Annotated in this window: 19 protein-coding genes; 12 read left to right on the top strand and 7 right to left on the bottom strand. The window is 63.2% G+C overall.

The features are described 5' to 3' along the window. The first annotated feature begins 270 nt into the window (after window positions 1-270). From GTK09_RS27870 to virB11, 10 genes are all read left to right on the top strand, one after another. Complete coding sequence (locus tag GTK09_RS27870) at window positions 271-957, top strand: lytic transglycosylase domain-containing protein (RefSeq protein WP_083591589.1); 687 nt, start codon at window positions 271-273, stop codon at window positions 955-957. Continuing rightward, window positions 942-1,232, top strand: a complete 291-nt coding sequence (locus GTK09_RS20165; protein ID WP_083591590.1) for a TrbC/VirB2 family protein — start codon at window positions 942-944, stop codon at window positions 1,230-1,232. The genes GTK09_RS27870 and GTK09_RS20165 overlap by 16 nt, the downstream gene beginning before the upstream one ends. Continuing rightward, window positions 1,229-1,504 carry a VirB3 family type IV secretion system protein gene (locus GTK09_RS27865; RefSeq protein WP_083591591.1) on the top strand — a complete coding sequence of 92 codons (276 nt, stop codon included), beginning with the start codon at window positions 1,229-1,231 and terminating at the stop codon, window positions 1,502-1,504. Before GTK09_RS20165 ends, GTK09_RS27865 begins: the two co-directional genes overlap by 4 nt. Further along, on the top strand, window positions 1,497-4,721 hold the full coding sequence (locus tag GTK09_RS20155; RefSeq protein ID WP_163465229.1) for a type IV secretion system protein: 3,225 nt from the start codon (window positions 1,497-1,499) through the stop codon (window positions 4,719-4,721). The genes GTK09_RS27865 and GTK09_RS20155 overlap by 8 nt, the downstream gene beginning before the upstream one ends. Window positions 4,722-4,725: 4 nt before the next feature. Further along, a complete protein-coding gene (locus tag GTK09_RS20150; RefSeq protein ID WP_083591593.1) occupies window positions 4,726-5,157 on the top strand; it encodes a hypothetical protein in 432 nt (143 codons plus the stop codon). A 31-nt stretch (window positions 5,158-5,188) separates the two neighbouring features. After that, window positions 5,189-6,379 (top strand): TrbL/VirB6 family protein, encoded by a 1,191-nt coding sequence (locus GTK09_RS20145; RefSeq protein ID WP_083591594.1) that lies wholly within the window; start codon window positions 5,189-5,191, stop codon window positions 6,377-6,379. 96 nt (window positions 6,380-6,475) lie between these two features. Beyond that, entirely contained in the window at window positions 6,476-7,156 is a 681-nt protein-coding gene (locus tag GTK09_RS20140) for a VirB8 family type IV secretion system protein (RefSeq protein WP_083591595.1), read from the top strand. 2 nt (window positions 7,157-7,158) lie between these two features. Then, window positions 7,159-7,926: a TrbG/VirB9 family P-type conjugative transfer protein gene (locus tag GTK09_RS20135; RefSeq protein WP_163465228.1), complete on the top strand. Its 768-nt coding sequence runs from the start codon at window positions 7,159-7,161 to the stop codon at window positions 7,924-7,926. Window positions 7,927-8,126: 200 nt separating this feature from the next. Further along, window positions 8,127-9,248, top strand: coding sequence for a TraB/TrbI/VirB10 family type IV secretion system protein (locus GTK09_RS20130; protein ID WP_163465227.1), 1,122 nt, complete (start codon window positions 8,127-8,129; stop codon window positions 9,246-9,248). Beyond that, window positions 9,248-10,300 carry a P-type DNA transfer ATPase VirB11 gene (gene virB11, locus GTK09_RS20125; RefSeq protein WP_083591598.1) on the top strand — a complete coding sequence of 351 codons (1,053 nt, stop codon included), beginning with the start codon at window positions 9,248-9,250 and terminating at the stop codon, window positions 10,298-10,300. The genes GTK09_RS20130 and virB11 overlap by 1 nt, the downstream gene beginning before the upstream one ends. Window positions 10,301-10,376: 76 nt before the next feature. On the opposite strand, the gene GTK09_RS20120 is transcribed toward virB11, so the two are convergent. The 5 genes from GTK09_RS20120 to GTK09_RS20100 form a co-directional block, all read right to left on the bottom strand. Beyond that, window positions 10,377-10,808, bottom strand: coding sequence for a type II toxin-antitoxin system VapC family toxin (locus GTK09_RS20120; RefSeq protein ID WP_083591599.1), 432 nt, complete (start codon window positions 10,806-10,808; stop codon window positions 10,377-10,379). After that, window positions 10,808-11,089, bottom strand: coding sequence for a type II toxin-antitoxin system Phd/YefM family antitoxin (locus GTK09_RS20115; RefSeq protein ID WP_083591600.1), 282 nt, complete (start codon window positions 11,087-11,089; stop codon window positions 10,808-10,810). The genes GTK09_RS20120 and GTK09_RS20115 overlap by 1 nt, the downstream gene beginning before the upstream one ends. Window positions 11,090-11,150: 61 nt before the next feature. Next, entirely contained in the window at window positions 11,151-13,337 is a 2,187-nt protein-coding gene (virD4, locus tag GTK09_RS20110; protein WP_163465226.1) for a type IV secretion system ATPase VirD4, read from the bottom strand. Between the two features lie 11 nt (window positions 13,338-13,348). Continuing rightward, window positions 13,349-15,091: a relaxase/mobilization nuclease domain-containing protein gene (locus GTK09_RS20105; protein WP_163465225.1), complete on the bottom strand. Its 1,743-nt coding sequence runs from the start codon at window positions 15,089-15,091 to the stop codon at window positions 13,349-13,351. Next, the gene (locus GTK09_RS20100) at window positions 15,088-15,564 is read right to left on the bottom strand and encodes a DNA mobilization endonuclease VirD1/MobC family subunit (protein ID WP_203561129.1); all 477 of its coding nucleotides are present in this window, start codon (window positions 15,562-15,564) and stop codon (window positions 15,088-15,090) included. Before GTK09_RS20100 ends, GTK09_RS20105 begins: the two co-directional genes overlap by 4 nt. A gap of 390 nt (window positions 15,565-15,954) precedes the next feature. Here GTK09_RS20100 and GTK09_RS20095 point away from each other — a divergent pair, with 390 nt between their 5' ends. Continuing rightward, window positions 15,955-16,653, top strand: coding sequence for a nucleotide-binding protein (locus tag GTK09_RS20095; protein ID WP_083591604.1), 699 nt, complete (start codon window positions 15,955-15,957; stop codon window positions 16,651-16,653). Window positions 16,654-16,658: 5 nt separating this feature from the next. After that, entirely contained in the window at window positions 16,659-17,267 is a 609-nt protein-coding gene (locus GTK09_RS20090; protein ID WP_163465224.1) for a VirC2 family conjugal transfer protein, read from the top strand. Between the two features lie 457 nt (window positions 17,268-17,724). On the opposite strand, the gene GTK09_RS20085 is transcribed toward GTK09_RS20090, so the two are convergent. Together GTK09_RS20085 and GTK09_RS20080 are read right to left on the bottom strand one after the other, a co-directional pair. Then, on the bottom strand, window positions 17,725-19,053 hold the full coding sequence (locus GTK09_RS20085; protein WP_163465223.1) for a TRAP transporter large permease: 1,329 nt from the start codon (window positions 19,051-19,053) through the stop codon (window positions 17,725-17,727). Then, window positions 19,050-19,518 (bottom strand): TRAP transporter small permease subunit (locus tag GTK09_RS20080; RefSeq protein ID WP_163465222.1); only part of this gene is annotated, 469 nt, incomplete at its 5' end. The genes GTK09_RS20080 and GTK09_RS20085, both read right to left, overlap by 4 nt.

The raw sequence follows: 19,518 nt of genomic DNA, 5'->3' as shown, positions 1-19,518 counted from the left end.
GTCTGGAGTCATCACCTCCACAAATTCACCTGCCGCCGCCGCCCCTGATAGCCTTCGCAGGGGCGTGCACCGTTGCCATTCATTCGCATTGGGCTGTCTGGGTACAGTCGCGATGGGTATAGCTCGGCGGCTGGTCCAATCTTCGCCTTCACAGTCATCGCTGCAGCCTTTGCCGCCGCCTGATTCGATATTTTTGCGTGGCCATACGCCCCGTCGTCACACTGGTGCTCGTCGTCCGGTGTGTCTGCAAAATCCATTTCATAGCTGACCATGCGACCTCTGCTGCTCTTGCCTCTCCTTCTTTGCGCGAGACTACAACCTAGTGTTGCTTTGGTTGTAGAATTCGAACACGACGGCTCCGTTTCAGTCTCCGAGGACTCCACGCGGGAGGCAGCACGGTCTGCCCCCGCTCACCGCCTGTCAGCCAGCACGGCTTCCAAGCAGTACCGCGACACGGCGTACGCGGTCGGTCTGCGACATGCAGGCGGACCTGGGCCACGCGCCGCCGGTCTCGCTGCGACTGAGTTCGCCGATCTTTTCGTAGCGCTGATCGATCAGGAAAGCCGGTTCGACCCCCGCGCCGTTTCGTCGAAGGGCGCTCAAGGGCTCGGGCAACTGATGCCGGACACAGCTCGCCTGCTCGGGGTTTCCGACCCCTTCAACCCTTCTGAGAATCTGGATGGGGCCGCGCGGTACTTCACCGCGCAGCTCGCCCGCTTCGGCGACGTGCGGCTGGCTCTGGCTGCCTACAACGCCGGCCCGCATCGCGTGGAAGAATATGGTGGCGTGCCACCGTTCCGCGAAACGCTCGCCTACGTCGCCACCATCACTGCCGCCGTCGACCGAGCGCCGGCGGGTGCAGCACTCACACGCCCTGCCCCCGAAGCGGCGAGCGCGGCGCGTGGGGTCTCCACCAATCCCGAAATGCAAAGGAACGGCGTATGGGACTTCAACTGAACACAGTTGGCCGCATTGCGGCCACGGCGGCGACGCTGACCGTGGTGAGCACCGGGGCTGCGATGGCGCAGGACCTCTCGCCGGTCACGAACTTCTTCACGACGATCGGTGATGCCCTGACGGGGACGCTCGGACGCGCCATTGGCCTCGTCGCCTTGGCTGGCGTCGGCCTCGCCTTCGCGACCGGCCGGATGAACTGGATGTTCGCCGGATCGGTGCTTATCGGCCTCTCGATCCTTTTCGGCGCGGCCACGCTGCTCTCCGGGTACTCGTGAGCCGGCCCTGCTTCCAGGCATTGACCAGGCCCGTGAGCATCGCGGGCCTGCCAATGAGCTACGTCGTCATCCTCTTCGGCATCACGTTCGGCGGCTTCATCGCCACGCTCTCGTTCATCTACTTCGCAGTGGCCGGCGTCATGAGCTACGTCGGCCTCCGCCTCCTGGCGAACTACGATCCGCGGATCGCGGACGTGGTGTTCATCACGATGATCCGCACACCGCTTCCCCAGAGCTGGTTCAGGGGAAAGGGGATCATCTACCGTGCTTGACGTCGAAAGAGGTCATGGGCGCAAGGCCGTCGAGCCGCGGGGCTTTGCGGGCGAACACATGCTCGCGAAGCATCTCCCCTACCTCGTCCCGGTCGGCGACGACGTGCTGATGCTGCGCGACGGTGACGTGATGGCCTCTTTCATGGTCGAAGGCATCGAGGCGCTCACCGCCGAACAGGCGGCGGTCGGCGACCTGGCCGACGCGATGGGCGGCGGCGTCGCCCAGTCCGGATCCGATGTCGCCTTCTACGTACATCGGGTCTCCAACCCGGCAAGCGTCGCCATGCCGCCGGTCGAAGGCCAAGGCTTCGCCGCGGCGGTGGATCGGGCGTGGCAAGCCGACATTCGCGTGATGGGTCTGCGCACGCGCCGGATCATGGTCACGGTGATCGTGCGCCCCATGACGCTGACCAGTCTGTGGGCCCGGATCACCGGCGGCGGCAAGCGCGATCTCATGGCAATGCGCGAGCGGCGCATCGCCCGGCTCAACGAGGTGGTCGGGCATATGATGGGCGCGCTCTCTGCGGCCTCGCCTTACCGCCTTTCTGTCTCGAACGGTGAATGGCTCGGGATGCTGCAGGCATGCGTGTCGGGTATTTATCGGCCGCTTTCGCCGGGGGCGGAATTTCGGCCGCTGGCCGATCTGATGGCCTCATCGCGAGTTGATTTTAGAGACGACACATTCATCGTCTTCGGCAACGACGCGGAGGAGACGCGCTTCGGCGCGATCTTCACCTACAAGAAATATCCGACCGAAACGCAGGCGGGCGTCTTCGACGGTCTCGACCTGCCGCACGATACGGTCGTCACGCACTCCTTCACTCCGATCGAGCAATTCGAGGCGCTGGCGCGCGTCCAGCGGACGGCACGGCAGATGCGGGCCGCCGACGACGCGGCACGCTCGCTGGAAATCCAGCTTGTCGATGCGGCCGATGATCTGGCCTCTGGCCGGATCAGCTTCGGCCTGCACCAAGCCTCCATCACTGTCTTCGCCCGTTCGGAGGCTGAGCTTGATGAGGTCGCGTCGCGCGTTCGCAGCGCCGGACAACGCACCGGCGGCGTCATGGTGCGTGAGGACATCGGCGCGCGTAGCGCGTACTTCGCGCAGCATCCGGGCAATCACAGCTACCGCGCCCGCGCGGCAATGATCTCCTCGGCCAACTTCGCGGACTTCGCTGCGCTCCACGCGAACGGCGAAGGGCTCGAGCCGGGCCTTGTGCCCTGGGGCGCGCCGATCACGACGTTCCGCACGCTCGGCCATGAGCCTTATCGGTTCAGCTTCCATCTGGCGGGCAAGCCAGGTGAGCGCACCGTCGGCCATTCGCTGATCGTCGGCCGCACGGGCTCGGGCAAGACCGCGGCGATCGCATTCCTGATGGCGCAAGCGCAACGCATCGAACCGCGCCCCCGCATCATCGCCTTCGACAAGGATCGCGGCCTTGAAATGGCGCTTCGCGCGCTCGGCGGCAGCTACTCGGCGGTGCGCATGGGCGAGCAAACCGGCTTCAACCCGTTCCGGGCGGAAGGTGACGCCCGCGGAACGGCATGGCTGACGGACTGGCTTGGCGCGCTGCTTTCGCAGGACGGCGACAAGCTTTCCCCGATGCAGGGGGAAGCCTTGGCGCAAATGACGGCGAGCAACGCCGATGCCGATCCTGTGTTGCAGACGATCAGCCACTTCCGATCGCAGCTTCGCGGCGTCGATGATGACGGCGACCTCTATACGCGCCTGGCGCAATGGGATGAGGGCGGTCGATACGATTGGCTGTTCGGCGGGACCGCCGAAGATCCGTTGCACTTCGCCAATGACGTGACCGGCTTCGATCTGACGGAATTGCTCGACGTCCCGGCCGTGCGCACGGCCTGGCTGAGCTACGTGTTCCGCCGGATCGAACGTACGATCGAGGACGGACGGCCGACGCTGGTGGTGCTCGACGAGGCGTGGAAGCTCCTCGATGACCCGTATTTCCAGAGCCGGTTGAAAGACTGGATGCTGACGATGCGAAAGAAGAACGTCGCGGTCGTCATGCTGACGCAGCGCGTCTCGCACATCGCGGACAGTCGTGCCGGCAACTCGATCCTCGAAAGCATCGCCACGACGATCCTGTTTCCGAACTCGCGCAACACGCAGACCGAGCTTGCGCCGCTCGGCCTGAGCGATGGCGAGACGGAGTTTCTCATGTCGTCAGGGTCAGGCAACCGATACGCCTCGATCCGCTCCGGTGACAGAAGTGTCTTCGTCGACATGGACCTTGGAGCGCTCGGCCCGCTTCTGACAGCTCTAGTGTCCGGTCCCGGCGGCGAAAACTCGCCCCCGACTGGCGAGAAAATCCCGGCTTCTGGAAGGAGCTTTGACCATGAACATCAAGATCCTCCCCGTCCTTTTGCTGGCCGCCTCGACGGCCGGGTGCGCAAGCTACACCGCCGAAAAGTGGCCCTGCCAGGCGAAGACCTGCGAATGGGCTCCGATCAACCAAGGGAGTGTCGTAGTCCAATGAAACGGATGATCCGAACCCTGGCGGCCTCGATCGTCGTCGTCTCGCTGGGAAGCATCCCGGCCCATGCCGAGGGCGTGCCCGTTATCGACGGTGCGGCCATCGCGCAGTTCATCAAGCAGCTCGAACAGATGCAGAAGGATTACGAGAACCAGCTCGAGCAACTGACGAACCTGCAGGATCAGCTCGAAAGCATGACTGGCGACAAGGGGATCGGCGGCATCCTCAACTCGGCGACCGATCAGAGCGCACGAGAGGCGGCCGATAGCCTGAGCTCGATCATCGACAGTGCCATTTCGGGCGGCGGCCTCTCCGGCAACACCTCTGTCATCAGCGACCGGATCTCGGAACTGAAAGACACGTTCGGCCTCGCCGATCTGACGCAATTTCTCGGCTCCGAACGCACGCAGGACCGGGCGTTGGCGACGCAGGCCGGGTCCGGCATGGCGGCCGTGGCAACGGCCGAAGATACCTACCAGCGCGCCAATGCGTCGATGGATCGGGTGAACGGCATGATCGAGGACATCGACAGCAACGCCGATCTCAAAGCCTCGGTCGACTACAACACGCGGATGCTGGCCGAAGTCGCGGTTCTCCTCAACGAAAACCTGCGCGTTCAGGCCGCGATAGCAAACACGGTCGGCACCGACGCGATTTCGTCAGCTCGTGACCGCGCCGCGCAGCGCAAATTCATGACAGGAGCTGGAAGCAGTGAGGAGTAAGCCATTGAAGATCCTAGCCCTCATTCTCACCGTGGCTGCATCGACGACTGTCCTCGCCGGTTCCGCCTCGGCGGATGAAAAGCGCGGCTTTGGATGCCGCTATGAGTCCAGCGTCGATAAAAGCGAATTGAATGCCCGCGCGCCCAACTACACCCTGCGAGGAATCCTCGAAGAATACAGGCTTCGGTGGGATGCGGCGGACGCACGCGCCCAATGCAAGGCGTTCGCCGAAGGCAAGGCCTACGAGATCGGTTGCCGTCGCGGTCGTCGTGATTGGGACGCCATTGCTGCGATGGTCCCGGACAAGATGTGGGACATGTCGAGGGCAGAAGCAAAGCCATTCCTTAATAAACTCAAAGAGGAGGATGACGGGTACAAGGCGGCGATCGATTATTGTCGGGACGTTGGCGCGGTCGAGAAAAGCTGGTCACGTTAACACGGCCACTACGCAATAGAGTATAGGGCCGATGGCAACATTCATCTCTGATACCTTGAATGAGGTTGACGCTGCTATTGCCGGTTATGCCGAAACTGTCTTTGGAAATTTCAGCAGTTCAGTTTCGACCCTTCTTCAGATGATGGGTGTCGTCGGCCTTGCATTCATTGCGCTGAATACGCTCGTCCAATGGGTGCCGGTCCGTGTGACGGATTACAGCCGATGGATGGTTCGGTACATCGTCATAACAATGATAGCGACTAGCTGGGCGCAGTTTCAGCCGATCTACGACATCATCACCAACACGCCAGGCGATCTTGGAGCGGCGCTATTGGACGCGTCCGGGCCATCGGATCTGAATACGGCTCTCGATGAGATGATTACTGGCTTGTTCGATTTTTCAGAAAGGGCAAACGACGAAAGCGGCTACTTCTCGATCAGCCTGACCGCTGTTTTGGTATGGGTCGTCGGCGCGCTGATGGCATGCGTTGCGATCATCGTGAGCAGCATCGCCAAGGTCGGCCTTGCGATGGCCGTCTCGTTGGCGCCAATCTTCATCCCGACTCTGATGTTCAAGGCAAGCGGCAATCTCTTCGAGAGCTGGGTTCGCTTCACTCTCGGCTTCGCGTTGATCCCGCTCGTCATGGCAGGGGTCATGGGTGCCATCGTCGGGATCGGGCAAGGGATGATCGCCGAGGCCGCCGACGCGGTGGAACTGTCAGAGGCAGCTGGATTCCTGATCGTCGGCGCCGCAGCAATTTTCCTGATGATCCAGGTGCCGACGCTGGTGAACGGCCTCGCCGGCACGTTCGTGGCGACGGCGAACGGCGTGGGGATTGCCCGCCAAGGGACGGGGGTCGCCGGCGGCGGCGTGAAAAGCGCCACGCAGATGGCAACACCGCGCGTCATGCAGGCGGCCTCGGCCATCGGTGCGGCCCGCAGCAGCGGAGGCGGGGCAGGATCGCGCGTCAGCGCCGCGCTGCAGGACGCAAAGCAAACCTCCGCGTCGATGCGCGAGAACCGCGAACGCATCGGCGTGCGGAATATGGAACGAGGCCAGCGCACCTCGATGGGGGAGCGCGCCGAAGCGGGGCGTGCAGCGATGCTCCAGCAGGCCCGCGAGAACCGGACAACTCGCGCTGGCGCCAACGGCAATCAAAGAGCGGCGATCCACAATGCCATGCGCTCGGCGCAGGAGCACAAGACGGGAGGCACCGGCTAATCGCCGCCGTCTCCTGCCGTCCGGGTAGAGAACCAATCCCCTGAACAGCAGGAGTTTGATTGCGCCCCGCTCGGCGCAGGAGAAGGAATTTGTCTGATGGCAAAAAATAGAACCAGCAACGAAATCGCGGCTGGGTTTGCGGACGAAGTGTTTTTCGGCCTTCGCCGTCAGCGGAACGTCCTCGGCTTCGTCGCAGCGGGTAGCATCACTGTAGCAATGACCTCGGTGGTGGCCCTCTGCCTCGCCCTGCCGATGAAGGAAATCCGGCCCTATGTGGTGATGGTGGACAGGTCCACCGGCGAAAGCGAACAGATCGTCTCGACGCGGCCGGGCTCGCTGTCGGATCAAGAGGCCGTCCAAGAAGCCGAAATCGTCCGCTATGTGACCGATCGCGAGACCTACGATGTGGCGGACAACGCCGAGCGCATTCCCATGGTCGCCAACACGTCGGTCGGGCAAGCCAGCGCGTCGATCCGCGCGCTCTGGAACTCCTCGGCCGACAACTACCCGCCCGATATCTACGGCACGGACACGCTGATTACCGTCAAGGTCAGCTCGATCTCGATGCTGGGCGACAAGACCGCACAGGTGCGCTTCACGCGCCGTCTGGAACGCCCCGGCGACAACCCGATTGAGCGCAATTTCGTCGCCACGGTGGGCTTTGAATTTCGCCCGCGCGTCGAACGCAATCTCGAACAGGTCTGGCGCAATCCGCTCGGCTTCACGGTGACGAACTACCGGGTCGATGCCGAAACCCTTCGCGCTCGGGAGAACTGACCATGAAACTTCGTCAGATGACTCTCGGTGCGCTGGCGCTCGGCGCTTCGGTGGCGGCGGCGCAAGCGGAAGTCAAACCCCGGCCCTACGCGGCCGATCCGCGCATTCGCCATTACACCTACAACGAACATCAGGTGTACCGGCTCGACGTGTACATGAAATTCATCACCTCGCTGCAATTTGGCGCCGGCGAGAACGTGGAATCGGTGCAGGTCGGCGATAGCGCGTCCTGGCAGATCGTGCGGCTCTCGCGCGGCGACGTCTTGTCGGTGAAGCCGCTCATTGAGAACGCCTATACCAACATGACGGTCTACACGGATCGGCGTGTCTACACGTTCGAGCTGCGCGCCAAGCGCGGCCGGGTCGGAGATCCGAACCTCAGCTATCGGATCGACTTCACCTATCCCGACGAGGAGGCCGCGCGGCGGCGGTCGCAACAAGAGCGCGCGGCGCGGCCAAAGGACTTCGACTACTATTACTCGGGCACGGCCCGCAGCATCGTGCCGGTGCAGGTCTACGACGACGGCCGCAGCACCTATTTCCGCTTCGCGCCGGACAGCCCGCGTCCGGCGGTGTTTGCGGCCAATGCCGGCGGCCAGGAAGCCATCGTCAACGTCACTCAAACCCGTGACGGGTTCGTCGTCTCGCGCACCTCGAAGCGTTGGACGCTGCGCCTCGGCGACAAGATTATTCCCATCGCCCACGGCTCTGTTGCCCGCCACAGTGGCGGCGCGTCGCGGTCCGGCTTCTTGCGCGGGAAAGACCGCTGATGGCCGATGACAACACCGTCGATCGCGAACGCCTCGCCGCTGAGCGCCGCCGGGCGTTTGAAACCAAGCCGAAGGGGAAAGGCTCGCGGATCGTCATCGGCGCGATCATGGGCGTCGCCTTCCTCGCCATCGCCGCCCTCGTCCTGGCTCCGGATCAGGTGCGCTCGCTCTTGGGCGGACGCACCTCGACCAGCGAGACGATGCAGGAAACGTCGCGCACGGACAGCGGTATCTCGACGGAGATCACGGTGCCCGATGACGTGGATACGCCGGTTGATGTCGATCCACCGATGCGCCCGGAGCCGGCGCGTCCGGCAGCCGATGACAGCGAGTATCGGTCGAAGATTGCCGCCCTGGAACGGCAGCTCGAAGAGATGCGCTCGCAAAGCGGCAATCAGGTCGACAAGATCCGCTCCCTGCTGGATGAACAGGCACGAGCTCTCCGTGACCAGTTCGAACGGGAGCGAAAAGCGCAAGAAGCCGAGTATGAGCGCCGCTTGCGGGCCGCGCGCGAAGCGGCGGCCGCCGACAAGCTGAGCGAGGAGCAGGCGGCCGCTCGGGCGCGGCTCGAGGAAGAACGCGCGCGGCGCGAAGCGATCGCGCATGAGCAGGTCCAGTCGGATGCGCTCGTGCTGGACGGCGGCGCGAAGACCGCTGGCTCTTCCTCGGTGAAAGGAGGCGATCGCGAGCTTTCGAGCAATGAAGAGTTCATGCGATCCGCCTCGACGCAGAGCTACGACACGGTGCGCGCCACGACAATCGCCAATCCGGCGCGGACGATCGTGCAGGGCACGTCGCTTGCTGCCGTCCTAGAAACGGCGGTTTCGACGGAGTTGCCCGGCATCATCCGCGCCGTCGTCTCGCACGACGTCTATTCCTATGACGGCGACAACGTCCTTTTGCCACGCGGCTCCCGTCTGATCGGCACCTACAATTCCGACGTGTCGATTGCGCAGAACCGGGCGCAAATCGCATGGAATCGGGCAGTGACGCCGAAGGGTGTCAGTGTCGAGCTTGGCGGCTATGGCGCCGACCGGCTGGGCATGTCGGGTCAGTCCGGCCACGTCGATACGCGCTTTCGTGAACGCTTCGGCGCGGCCGCGTTGATCTCCCTCATCACCCTCGGCCCGCAATTCATCGTCAAAGACGGGTCCAGCGAAGGATCCAGCGGGACGGTGAGCGATGCGGCCGACGATCTCACCGGCGATCTGGAAAAAGCCACGCAGAGCGTCATGGCGGACTATCTGTCGCTCGGTCCGGTGATCTACATCGACCAGGGCACGGCGATTTCGGTCATGGTCAACCGCGATCTCGTCTTCTGATGGGCGGTGCTCCGAGCAGCCACGCCGAACAAGGGCTCCTCCCCCTTCGCTCCCTGTTGATCTCAGAAGAGGTCAACGAGGTGGTGGTGAACCCTGACAGGCGCATTTGGGTGGAGTACGCCTCTGAGCCGCACATGCGGCTTTGGGACGGGGAAATTCCCGCCGCACGGCTCAAGACGCTCGGCTCGCATCTCGCCGGCGAGTCGAGAAACCAGCTCGGCCCGAACCACCCGATCGTGTCGGGCCGCGTGCAGGTGTTCGGCCAGTCGATGCGTGTGCAGGTGATCGTGCCGCCAGCCATCGAAGACGGCGTGTCGGTCTCCATCCGCAAATACATCTCCCGGGTTCTGGCCGTGACGGAAGTCGACTTCCTCGTCGGCCATCAGGTCGATGTGGAAGGTGAGCGGCAGGCCAAGCTGACCGCACTGGCGCAGCTTGCCGAGAGGGGCAGGCTGCAAGAGCTGCTGCAAAAGGCGATAGACGACCGTCTCAACATTCTCGTATCGGGCGGCACGTCGTCGGGAAAGACGACGCTTGCCCGCGCCATGCTCGCCTTAAGCGACCAGGCCGAACGGATGGTGACGATCGAGGACGCGCCGGAGCTGCACTTGCCGCACCCGAACGCGGTGCCGCTGATCGCCGATCGGCGTCCCGGCTCGGAACGCTCGCCCGCCCGCCTTCTCGAAAGCTCTCTGCGGATGCGTCCGGATCGTTTGATCCTGGGCGAAATCCGCGGCGAGGAGGCGTTCAACTTCCTTGAAGCGATCAACACTGGCCATCCGGGATCGATCAGCACCATTCACGCCGACAGTCCCGCCCTGGCGCTCGAACGGCTGGCGATGATGGTGATGCGGGCGGGAATGAATCAAACGCGCCAGGATATCTTGGACTATGCGCGTCACACCGTCGATCTCATCATTCAGGTCGGCCGCCGAGGCGGCAAGCGCGGCGTGCTTGAAGTATACCGGCCCGCAGCGCAGGCACTCGATCCAATCAAGATTACAAAACCGAGTCATACCCAAGCAGCGACGAGCTTGCTGAGCGCGCGATAGTTCGCGTCGTGCTTTCAAAGCTGGTCATGACATTTACGAAGGGCAAGGTCCGTTATCGACCGGACCCTTCGGAGCATCAGGGGTTTATGGGCTGCCACGGGCATTCCAGCTCGATGTCGAACTCCACAAAGTCCTTCACATTCCGGGTGAGCAGAATGAGTCCGTAGTGCTTCGCAGTGGCGGCGATCAAGCTGTCGTAGTCTTTCACACCGTTCGCCGCCTGAAACTTGCCTGCAATCACCGCGATCGGCGTGGTGACCTGTAGGATCTGGCCATTGTCATAATTTCCAAGCACGCGTTGCTGGAACCACTCGCTGAGAACCGCCGCCTGTTGGATGTCGCCGCGCCTTTCGATCAGCTCGATCCCGCGTGCAATCTCCATGATGGTGATCACCGAGATGCGGGTCTCATCGTGATCGATGCCTCTCATGTAGGCGAGAACGGTGGCGTCAGAGCCGAGACCTTTTCGGATCTCGGAAACGACGTTGGTATCGAGCAGGTAAGCCATCAGTCGAGATCGAGCGCACGCGGCTTGATGGCGCGACGGTCGCTATCGGGCTCGAACTCGATGGCCGCAGCCGGCGGAAAGGACAGGGCATCGACCGCACTCAGTCGAGGAGCAGCGGCGCGTTGCCCCACCATCTCCGTGTAAATCTCATAAGACATCAACACGAATGCCGGACGCTTGTGTTCGGTGATGATCACCGGCGCGTTTATCGCAGCCCGCTTCGCCGGGCCGACGTCTCGATTGAAGTCACGAGAGGAGATCGTCGGATTGATGATGGACATAGAGATTCCAAAATAGGTACAAGTGAAAAATGTATCTACTATTTTGCTGATGTCAAGCGGTCTAGCTGGCGCGATCGCGGAACTGAACCAGCAAGTCGTCAATAGCGCTCGTCTCAACCGATTTCATCGTCCAGTTGGCGGCGGGGCTTTGTGTCTCCGCAGGAGTTTCGGCCTCAGTCTTCTTGGCCTCCCGCGCTGTATCATCAAGGTCACCGTGACGCCGCAAGCGGCCTCGCGTGGTGTCGATCACGGTGAGAAGCTGGTCCAGTTTCCGCTGCATGTCGCTCAGTGCTTCTAGTTTATCCGGTTCGTTGTCCTCGATCGCCTCAGGCGCTTCGGCGCCGGGCTTGCCCGCCTCGCCCTTTGCCTCTTCGCTCTCGGCGTCGGCCCCGGGCTCGGGCTCGGGCTCGGGCTCGGGCTCGAGTACCTGGTCCTTCATCTCATCAGCATCGCTCTCGGCGGCGGCGGCCTCAACCCCTTCGTCCTCAATCCCATCGGCGGTATCGACATCGAGCTCGACCGCCTCGGCCTGAGCCTTGCGAACCTCATCCGCAAAGCGCCTTGCAAGAAACGGGTTGGTGTCCTCGGGATAGAGCGACGGTGGCTCGGGCAAGCGGCCGGTCTGCCCCTCGAATAAAGGGCGGAGCTGCTTGTCTTCGTAGTAAGTCACGCGCTGCGCCAGAACCGGCTTCATATTCTGCACCAGTGTCACCACCTTGTCGGTACCAAGTTGGCGCAGCTCGGCGGCCCGGATCAGCCGCGCCCCCTCCTCTCGCTCCGAATAGGACGATGTGAATTCGTTCGAACGCCAAGACTTCGACTTCGCGACGCGGGTAAAATCGCCGATGGCGCTCGACACATATTCCGGTGTGTCGTTGTCTGCCGGCGACATGAAGAGCTGCAAGCGGCAGTTCGCGAGAAACACCGCCGCACCCTCGCGACCATAAAGCTGCTGGTCGCGGATGCTGGCGAGTGTCTGCACCACGATCATGATGCGCCCGCCATAGCCGCGAAGTGTCGTGACCGCTTGCTGCAGAACCTCCATGCGCCCAAGCGAGGCAAACTCATCCAGGAGGAACAGCACCGGATAGGGCTCGTCCTTGCCGGGCTCGGCCCGCTGCAAGATGGCGATGGTCTGTTGGAACATCAGCCGAATGAGCGGCGCCAGCGGCACAAGGTCGTTCGGGGAGACGATGACGAAGATCGACGTGGGATCACGCCGCAAATCCTCGATCCCGAAATCCGACTCGTCGGTGGCATCCCTGACAGCCGGGTCGGCCCATAGACCGAGGCCGCCGTCTGCGAGCACCGACAGATAGGAGGAGAGGATGCGCGACTCCATACCCGCCATGCGATTGAAGATCTTCTTCGCCTCCTCGGCCTGTACCTCGCGGGCAAGGCGCTGGAAGAGCTCGAACGCCTCGCCCGGCTCGGCCAGCGCGTCGTAGATCGCGCTGATCCGGGGTTTGCCGCGCTCGATGGCGAGCAAGGCCGTCGCCGCGAAGACCTCCCGCGCCCCTTCCAGAAAACCTTGTCCGTTGCCATGAGCCACAACCAAGGACGCGGCCAACCGGCGGGCCTCGGTGAAGCGGCGGCGCGGGTGAACTTCGGCGATGGTGGCGAGCGGATTGTAGCGATGCGTTCGTCCATGCGGATCATAGGGCGAGAACTTGAACACCCGGTCGCCCATCGCGACGCGCCGACGGGCGGTCAGCTCGAAATTCTCACCCTTCACGTCCAGGCAAAACACCGATCCCTGATAGGTGAGCAAGGTCGGGATCACGACCCCGACACCCTTACCGGATCCGGTCGGCGCGGCGATCAGGCTATGCGGGATGTCGTGTGAGGTGATGAACGCGGCGGACGAGCGAGGCGCGCCCAGCTTGCCGTAGATCGGCCCGCGCAAGTCCTCGATCCTGGCGGTGAACCCTGCCTTGCGAAGCTCGTCGATCTTTGCCCAATCGGCCGAACCATGGCTCGTGCGCCTGGGCTTGTAGCCGATAGCTGGAACCGCCACGGCAGCGGCAACGGCGACGGCTGCAAGGATGACGAGGCCAGTCCTGAACGGCTCGCCGAACCGGCCCACGGTCCACGGCGCGTGCTCGAAAAACGCTCCGAAGCCGACAGTGGCAATGTCACCCCCGGCGCGCCAAGTCGTATAGCCGCCGGCGGCCAGCACCCCCAGCATGAGCCCGACGGTCAAACCGATCAGCGCCAGCGTGACGATCTCGCGAGCGGCTTTGCCCATGCTCGCCCCTCTTATAGCCCGCGTCCACCGTCTCGCTCACGCGCCTTGCGATCGGCGTTCTTGCGCAGCTGGTCGGCGTGCTCCTCATCCTGACGATCGGTGTTCTGTCCACCTTTCTCGGCCGCCGCAGCGATCGGCTCTTTGTCGCCTTCGGCCACGACGTTCCGCGCCACGCGCCGGGCCACGGCCTGGCGCTCGCCGGGGGCGGGCTGATCCTCGGCCTCGAGTGTTTCACCAGCCCGGGCCTCATCGCGGGCGTCACGATAGACTGCGGCGATCTCAGTGTGCATCCGGTGCAACGCCTGATCCCGCTGCTCGACGGTTTCTTCGCGATCGCCCCGCTGACTGCGATGAAGCTCGCGCTCCTTCGCCTCGGCCGCGCCGTACTGGTCGGCCAACGCCTTCGACGGCGGGCTGCCGGAATACCGTTCGACAGCCGCCTCGCCGTTGAGGCCGTATGCCTCGGCAATCTTGCGCACCTCCTTGTCGGCCGCCGCCTTGATCGCCGAACTCTTTGCGTCGGTGCCCTCGAAGCTCTGATAGCGGTTGGGCTCTGCCGAACGCTGGAAGTCACGCAAATTGGCGTCACGCATATAAGGCGCGGCCTCTGCTTTCAGGGCCGCCGCTTGCCGCATCAGACGCACGCGCTCGGCCGCATCAGGGAGATCGGCGATCCCCTTGTCGATCTCATCGAAACGCGATCGTGTCTCCGCACGGGCCCGGTCCAGTTGCTGGCTCATGGTGGCGATCTCCTTTCGCGCGATTTTCGTCCGTTCGCCCTGCCGTTCGGACAGGGCGTTGCCATGCTCGATGATGGCTGCGGCATGTCGCAGCGCCTGCGCCATCTCCGGCGCCTCTCGTTCCAGCATCTGCGCCTCGGCCGCGAAGCGTCGGGCGTAGTGAATGATCCCCGCCGCTGCGCGAATGGCGGAAACCTCCGTATGATTGGGCGCGACCGCTGCACGCCGCTCCTTGGCGGCACGACGGTACTCGGCATCGGGAACGGTGCGGTCATGGACGCCGCGCGCCAAGCGTGGCGTCGCCTCGAGATCGATCCCCTCGGCCTGCCCGACCTTCACGGCAAGATCGCGCATCGCGTGATAATTGAACTCGCTGCGCTTGGAGACCTTGAGCCACGTTCCGTTCTCCAGACCGCGCCGATGCACGACGACATGCGTATGCGGATGGTCGCGGTCGGTGTGAAACGCCGTGTAGTAGTCGAAGCTGTCGCCGCCATACTGGCCGGAGCCGAACATCTCCTCGGCCCATGCGCGCCCCGCGCGGTCGGCCGCGCCATGGTTGGTGTCCTGCGGAAAGCTGACGATGAAGTGCGACGTGCGGTCGGCCTTTCCCTCTCCGTTCGCCGGCATGTTCCAGGCATCGACCATGGTCTCTGCCTCCTCGGCATCGAGCTCGATCCCCATGTACCGCTCGGAGCGTTGCAGTTCGACGTCGCCCTGACGCGCGAGATAGGCCATCTGCGCCTTCAATCCGGCCGCGTTCCGGGCGCCGCCGGATCGAACCATCTTCACCACGGCCTGGGCGTTGCTGCCGGGAACGGTCGGCAACATCGGCGCGCCGCCGGGCGCAATGTCCACCTCGTGCGCCGCCGCGATGGACTGGCGCATCTGCGCGCGCGCCTTGCCCTTGAAGTCGACCTCGCCCCAATCCTCGCCCATGACGGCATCGACCGCCGACACGTAGGCCGGCGCCGCGCGTCCGTTCGCCAGCAGATCGACGACGCGAGCACTCATTCGGACGCCGCCCGGCACAAGCGCGCCTTTCCATCGTCCCGCCGTGCGGCGGTAATCGTGATCTTGAGAAGATGCCGCTCAAGGCGCGCGAGCGCCTTACCGAGTTCGCGGCGCTCCTCCATGAAGGCGCGATAGTCCGGGTCGTGGGTCCGGTTCGCCGCTTTCGCGATCTGGTTCACGTTCCTCGCGATGCCGGTGATCTGGGCCTGAATGTCTCGGATGGCCGCAAGCGTCTCTGGGTCGGCTTCCAGAAACCCACCGATCCGGCGCGCCGCGATCCGCAAGGCGCGGTTCCGTTTGAGCCCGAGCGGGGCGATGGTGGCATCAAATTCCGCCAACTCGCTTGCCGTCATCTTCACCGGAATCGTCCGGTCGGCGGGTTCGGGAGTTCTGCTCGAAGCCTCGTCGGTCCAATCGCCGCCTGACATTCGGCGCTTTGTCCATGCCGGCTGGGGCTTGGCGTCCTCGGACATCGGCTGGCTCGAAGAGATCTGGGTTGGCTTATAATATGGCAAAGTTACACTTTTCCATATATCCTGCCTCGCCCTACCTCAACCCCTTCGCTTCGAGCCTCCACTGCCGCAGTCGGTCAACACGGCCAGGCAAGGGCCATGGTCACCTAGAAAAACATCGGTGCGTCGGCGTGTCGGCGTGTCGGCGTGTCGGCATCTCTCCAGATCGCTGCATCACTGCACCGGGATATCGGCGTGTTATCTCGTCGGCTTGTCGTCGGGTCGGCAGACCGGCCTTTCGCCATCTCGGTGCATCACTGAATCGTCTTGTTTCCTTACCATTGCGCCGATATGTCGGCTGACAGGCGTTGGATGCCGCCTTGCTGGGCACTGAGAATCGAAAGGCGAGACATGAAGCTGATCGCGTTCACGTCCTTCAAAGGCGGCAGCGGCAAGTCCACGACACTTATGTCCGTCGCCTCCGTCCTCGTGGAACGGGGCCACAAGGTGGCCTGCTTCGAAGCGGACGATAATGAGCCCCTCGCTGCCTGGCGAGATTACGGCCGGGAACTCCAAACCTGGGACGACAACTGCATCGTCTACGGCGCGCGCGACCTCGACGAATTTGAGGACAGTTACGGCGAGGCCGAGTCCGATGGCTGCGACATCGGCTTGATGGACACGCGTGGCGGCGGCTCGAACCTCAACCAGGCGGTTTTGATGAACGCCTCACTGGTCATCATCCCCACCGGTCTTAGCGTCATCGAGATTGACGAGGCACTGCAAACGCTGCGCTATGTCGTCGAATTCATGAAGACCGCGAACCGCAGCGTGCCGGTCGCCATGTCGATCAACCGCATCCCGACGGGACGTCTCTCGAAGGGAGAAGAGGCAAATCTCGAGGCCCTGCAAGTCGTGCCCGTCCTCGATATGAAGATGCCGTCTCGTCGGATTTATTCCGACATCAAGGGCCTCGGCCTTCTTCACCTCTACCACGCTCGCCTGCAGAACACGCCATCGAAGCGGATCGCGGCCAGTCATTCCGAGGTGGCGTTGGCCGAGTCGCGATCGTTGACGGACGAAATCCTCGCCGGATTTCAGGCGGAGTAACGGCCATGGGTTTCAAACGACCATCTCCCGACATGCCGGATTACGCCGAAGTTCGCAGCCGGATTTCGCCCCTGGGCAAATTCGCGAACAATCCTGTCGAGACTGAAAGCGCCCCACCGAAAAAACCCCAGCGTGCACAAACGCCAGCGGACAATTCGCCGCCAGCTGCCCCCATCGCCCCTCCTGCGGCGGCAAAGCCGGCGCCGGCGAAAAAGCCTGGCCAGCAAGAGCCCGCCTCCAAGGCGTCCGGCTCACAGGTTTCACCGGGCAACACCATCCAGCTCAAGGGAACGGCCGCCTATCCGGCAACGGGCCACGACGCACATTACGATCAAGCCGTAGCGGCCTACGGCGAAAGGCGGGCGCTTCAGCTCCTGCTACCGCCGGCGGTAAAAGCCTATGTTGCGGCGGTTCAGTCGGGCACGATCGGAACGACACTTGCGGACTATCCGCGTGCCAAGGGTGGCTTGAAAGTCGCGCGAACCCTCGAGGTGTCGATGGTCGAACAGATCAAGGCGATCCTCGATCCCATGGGCCTCATGTCGCCGGGCAGCCTCGCCAGTGAGATCTTCCGTCAGGCGCTCAGCTACAAGATGGGCGCGCGCGGCAAGTGAAGCGCCAAGGCGATACGGTTTCCCACAGCACGCCTCGCTCGATCCTTGACGTCTCGCTCGGCGGCCGCTTCGGTCCCCCTCTGCGCTCCCAAGGTCGCTTCAACGCGGACTGGAAAACCGCAACCATGGTGCCGGCTGATCCGCCCCTGGCGCGCTTTGCGCGGGCACCGGGTGGGTGCAGGAGGAAGGTGGCGCAAAACATGACCTCAAGCCCGGCGACATCGTCTGGCCCCTCCCCGCGTAAAGCAACTGGCATGGCGCATGGGCCGATACGGGAATGTCGCACATCGCCATCACCAATTTTGCCAACGGCGAGAACGTCACCTGGATGGAGAAGGTCACGGACGCCGAGTATGGCGAGTAAAGCTTTCACAGGAGATTTGGCGAATGCCTCAAGATCAGGCTTTCCCTCAAGACCCGCACGGGCATTTCGGCGGGGGCTCGGCCCAAATCGGTATCATCGGCCGGTGATACCTGGAAATGCCACGAGCAATCCGACCGCGATGATCTGCAAACAGATGAACGGCAACAGCGACTTGAAGATGTCGCCAAGCGAGATTTCCGGCGGCGTGACGGATTTCAGATAGAAGGCAGCGGGGCCGAAGGGAGGCGACAGGAACGAGATCTGCATGTTCATGCAGAACAGGACGCCGAACCAGACCGGGTCCATGCCGAGGTCGCGCACGATCGGCACGAAGATCGGCATGGTGAGAAGCGCGATCCCGACCCAATCGAGAAATGCCCCGAGAACGAACAGAATGACCATCATCAACAGGATGATCACGGTCGGATTGTCCGAGACGCCGGTGATCAGGCTCGAGACGAAGTTCACGCCGCCCATCAGGTTGTAGACCCCGACGATGGCTGTCGCGCCGATGCCGATCCAGACGATCATGCCGACGGTGGCGAGCGTCTGCATCGCCGCGTCGCGCATCAGGGTGTAGGAGAATTCGCCGCGCAGGATGGTCGACAGGACGACGCCGCCGACGCCGATGGCCGAGGCTTCGGTGACCGAGGCGATGCCGCCATAGATCGAGCCGAGGACGATCACGACCACGAGGATCGGCAGGGCGAGTCCCTTGAGGAGCCGAATCTTTTCGGCGGTCGGGATCGGCTCGGTCTCGGGCGCCGGCACATAGCCGGTCGAGACGTAGGCACGAAAGAGAATATAGGCGACGTAGAACATCGCCAGCATGAAGCCGGGCAGGAAGGCGGCGGTGAAGAGTTCGCCGATCGAGACGTTCGCCGTCAGGCCGTAGATGATGAGAACGATCGATGGCGGGATCATCGTGCCGAGCGAGCCGCCCGCGCAGACGATGCCGATCGAAAGATTGCGGTCGTAGCCGAGCCGCAGCATCTGGGGCAGAGCGATCATGCCGAGAAGAACGATCTCGCCGCCGATGATACCGCTCATCGCCGCCAGGATCACCGAAACGAAGACGGTTTGAATGGCGACACCGCCGCGGATGCGCCCGGCGAAGAGCTTCATGGCATCGAACAGGTCACGGGCGATGCCGGACCTGTCGAGAATTGCCGCCATCAGGACGAACATCGGCACCGAGACGAACACGAAGTTCATCACGAAGGAATAGACGCGGCTGGTGATCAGCGGGATCGACATGGGTCCGAACCAGCCGAGCGCGAAGATCAGCGCCACGAGCAGCGTCACGAAGGCGAGCGGCATGCCGGTGAGCAGCAGCGTCACCAGCATGAGGAACATCACCAGTGTTCCCCAGCCGATGCCAAGCGACTGAAGATTGAACGACAGATCGAGGATATGGCTCATTTGGCGGACCGGTGGGAGCCGCGGGCGTAATTGACCGCGAGAATGAGAAACTGAATCACCAGGAGCACCATGACGATGAAGACGAAGATCTTGATCAGGGCCGGGGTCGGCGGGCTCCAGGCACTACCGGTGGTCTCCAGCCGGATTGTGCCGGCGGGCGTCACAACGGCGCGCATGACCATGTGCCAGGCGGCATAGGCAAAGAAGCCGGAGGCGATCGCCGAGACGATCGAAACGCCGATATCGGCGATGCGCCGCAGCCAGGGCGGGAAAATATCGTAGAGCAGGACAACCCGGATATGGCTGTTCCTGGAGGTGCAGTAGAGACCGCCGAAGACGAAGGCGAGGCCGCACAGGAAGACGCTCGTCTCATGCACCCAAATCGTCGGGCTGTTGAAGAAATAGCGCATGAAGACTTCGTAGAGCAGGATGGCGGCCGCGAGCACGATACCTGCGGCAAAGAGA

Source organism: Jiella pacifica (genome assembly GCF_010500815.1).
Taxonomy (GTDB): domain Bacteria; phylum Pseudomonadota; class Alphaproteobacteria; order Rhizobiales; family Rhizobiaceae; genus Jiella; species Jiella pacifica.
Note: the sequence above shows the minus strand (reverse complement) of the source record. Positions and strands in the feature narration are given on the sequence as shown.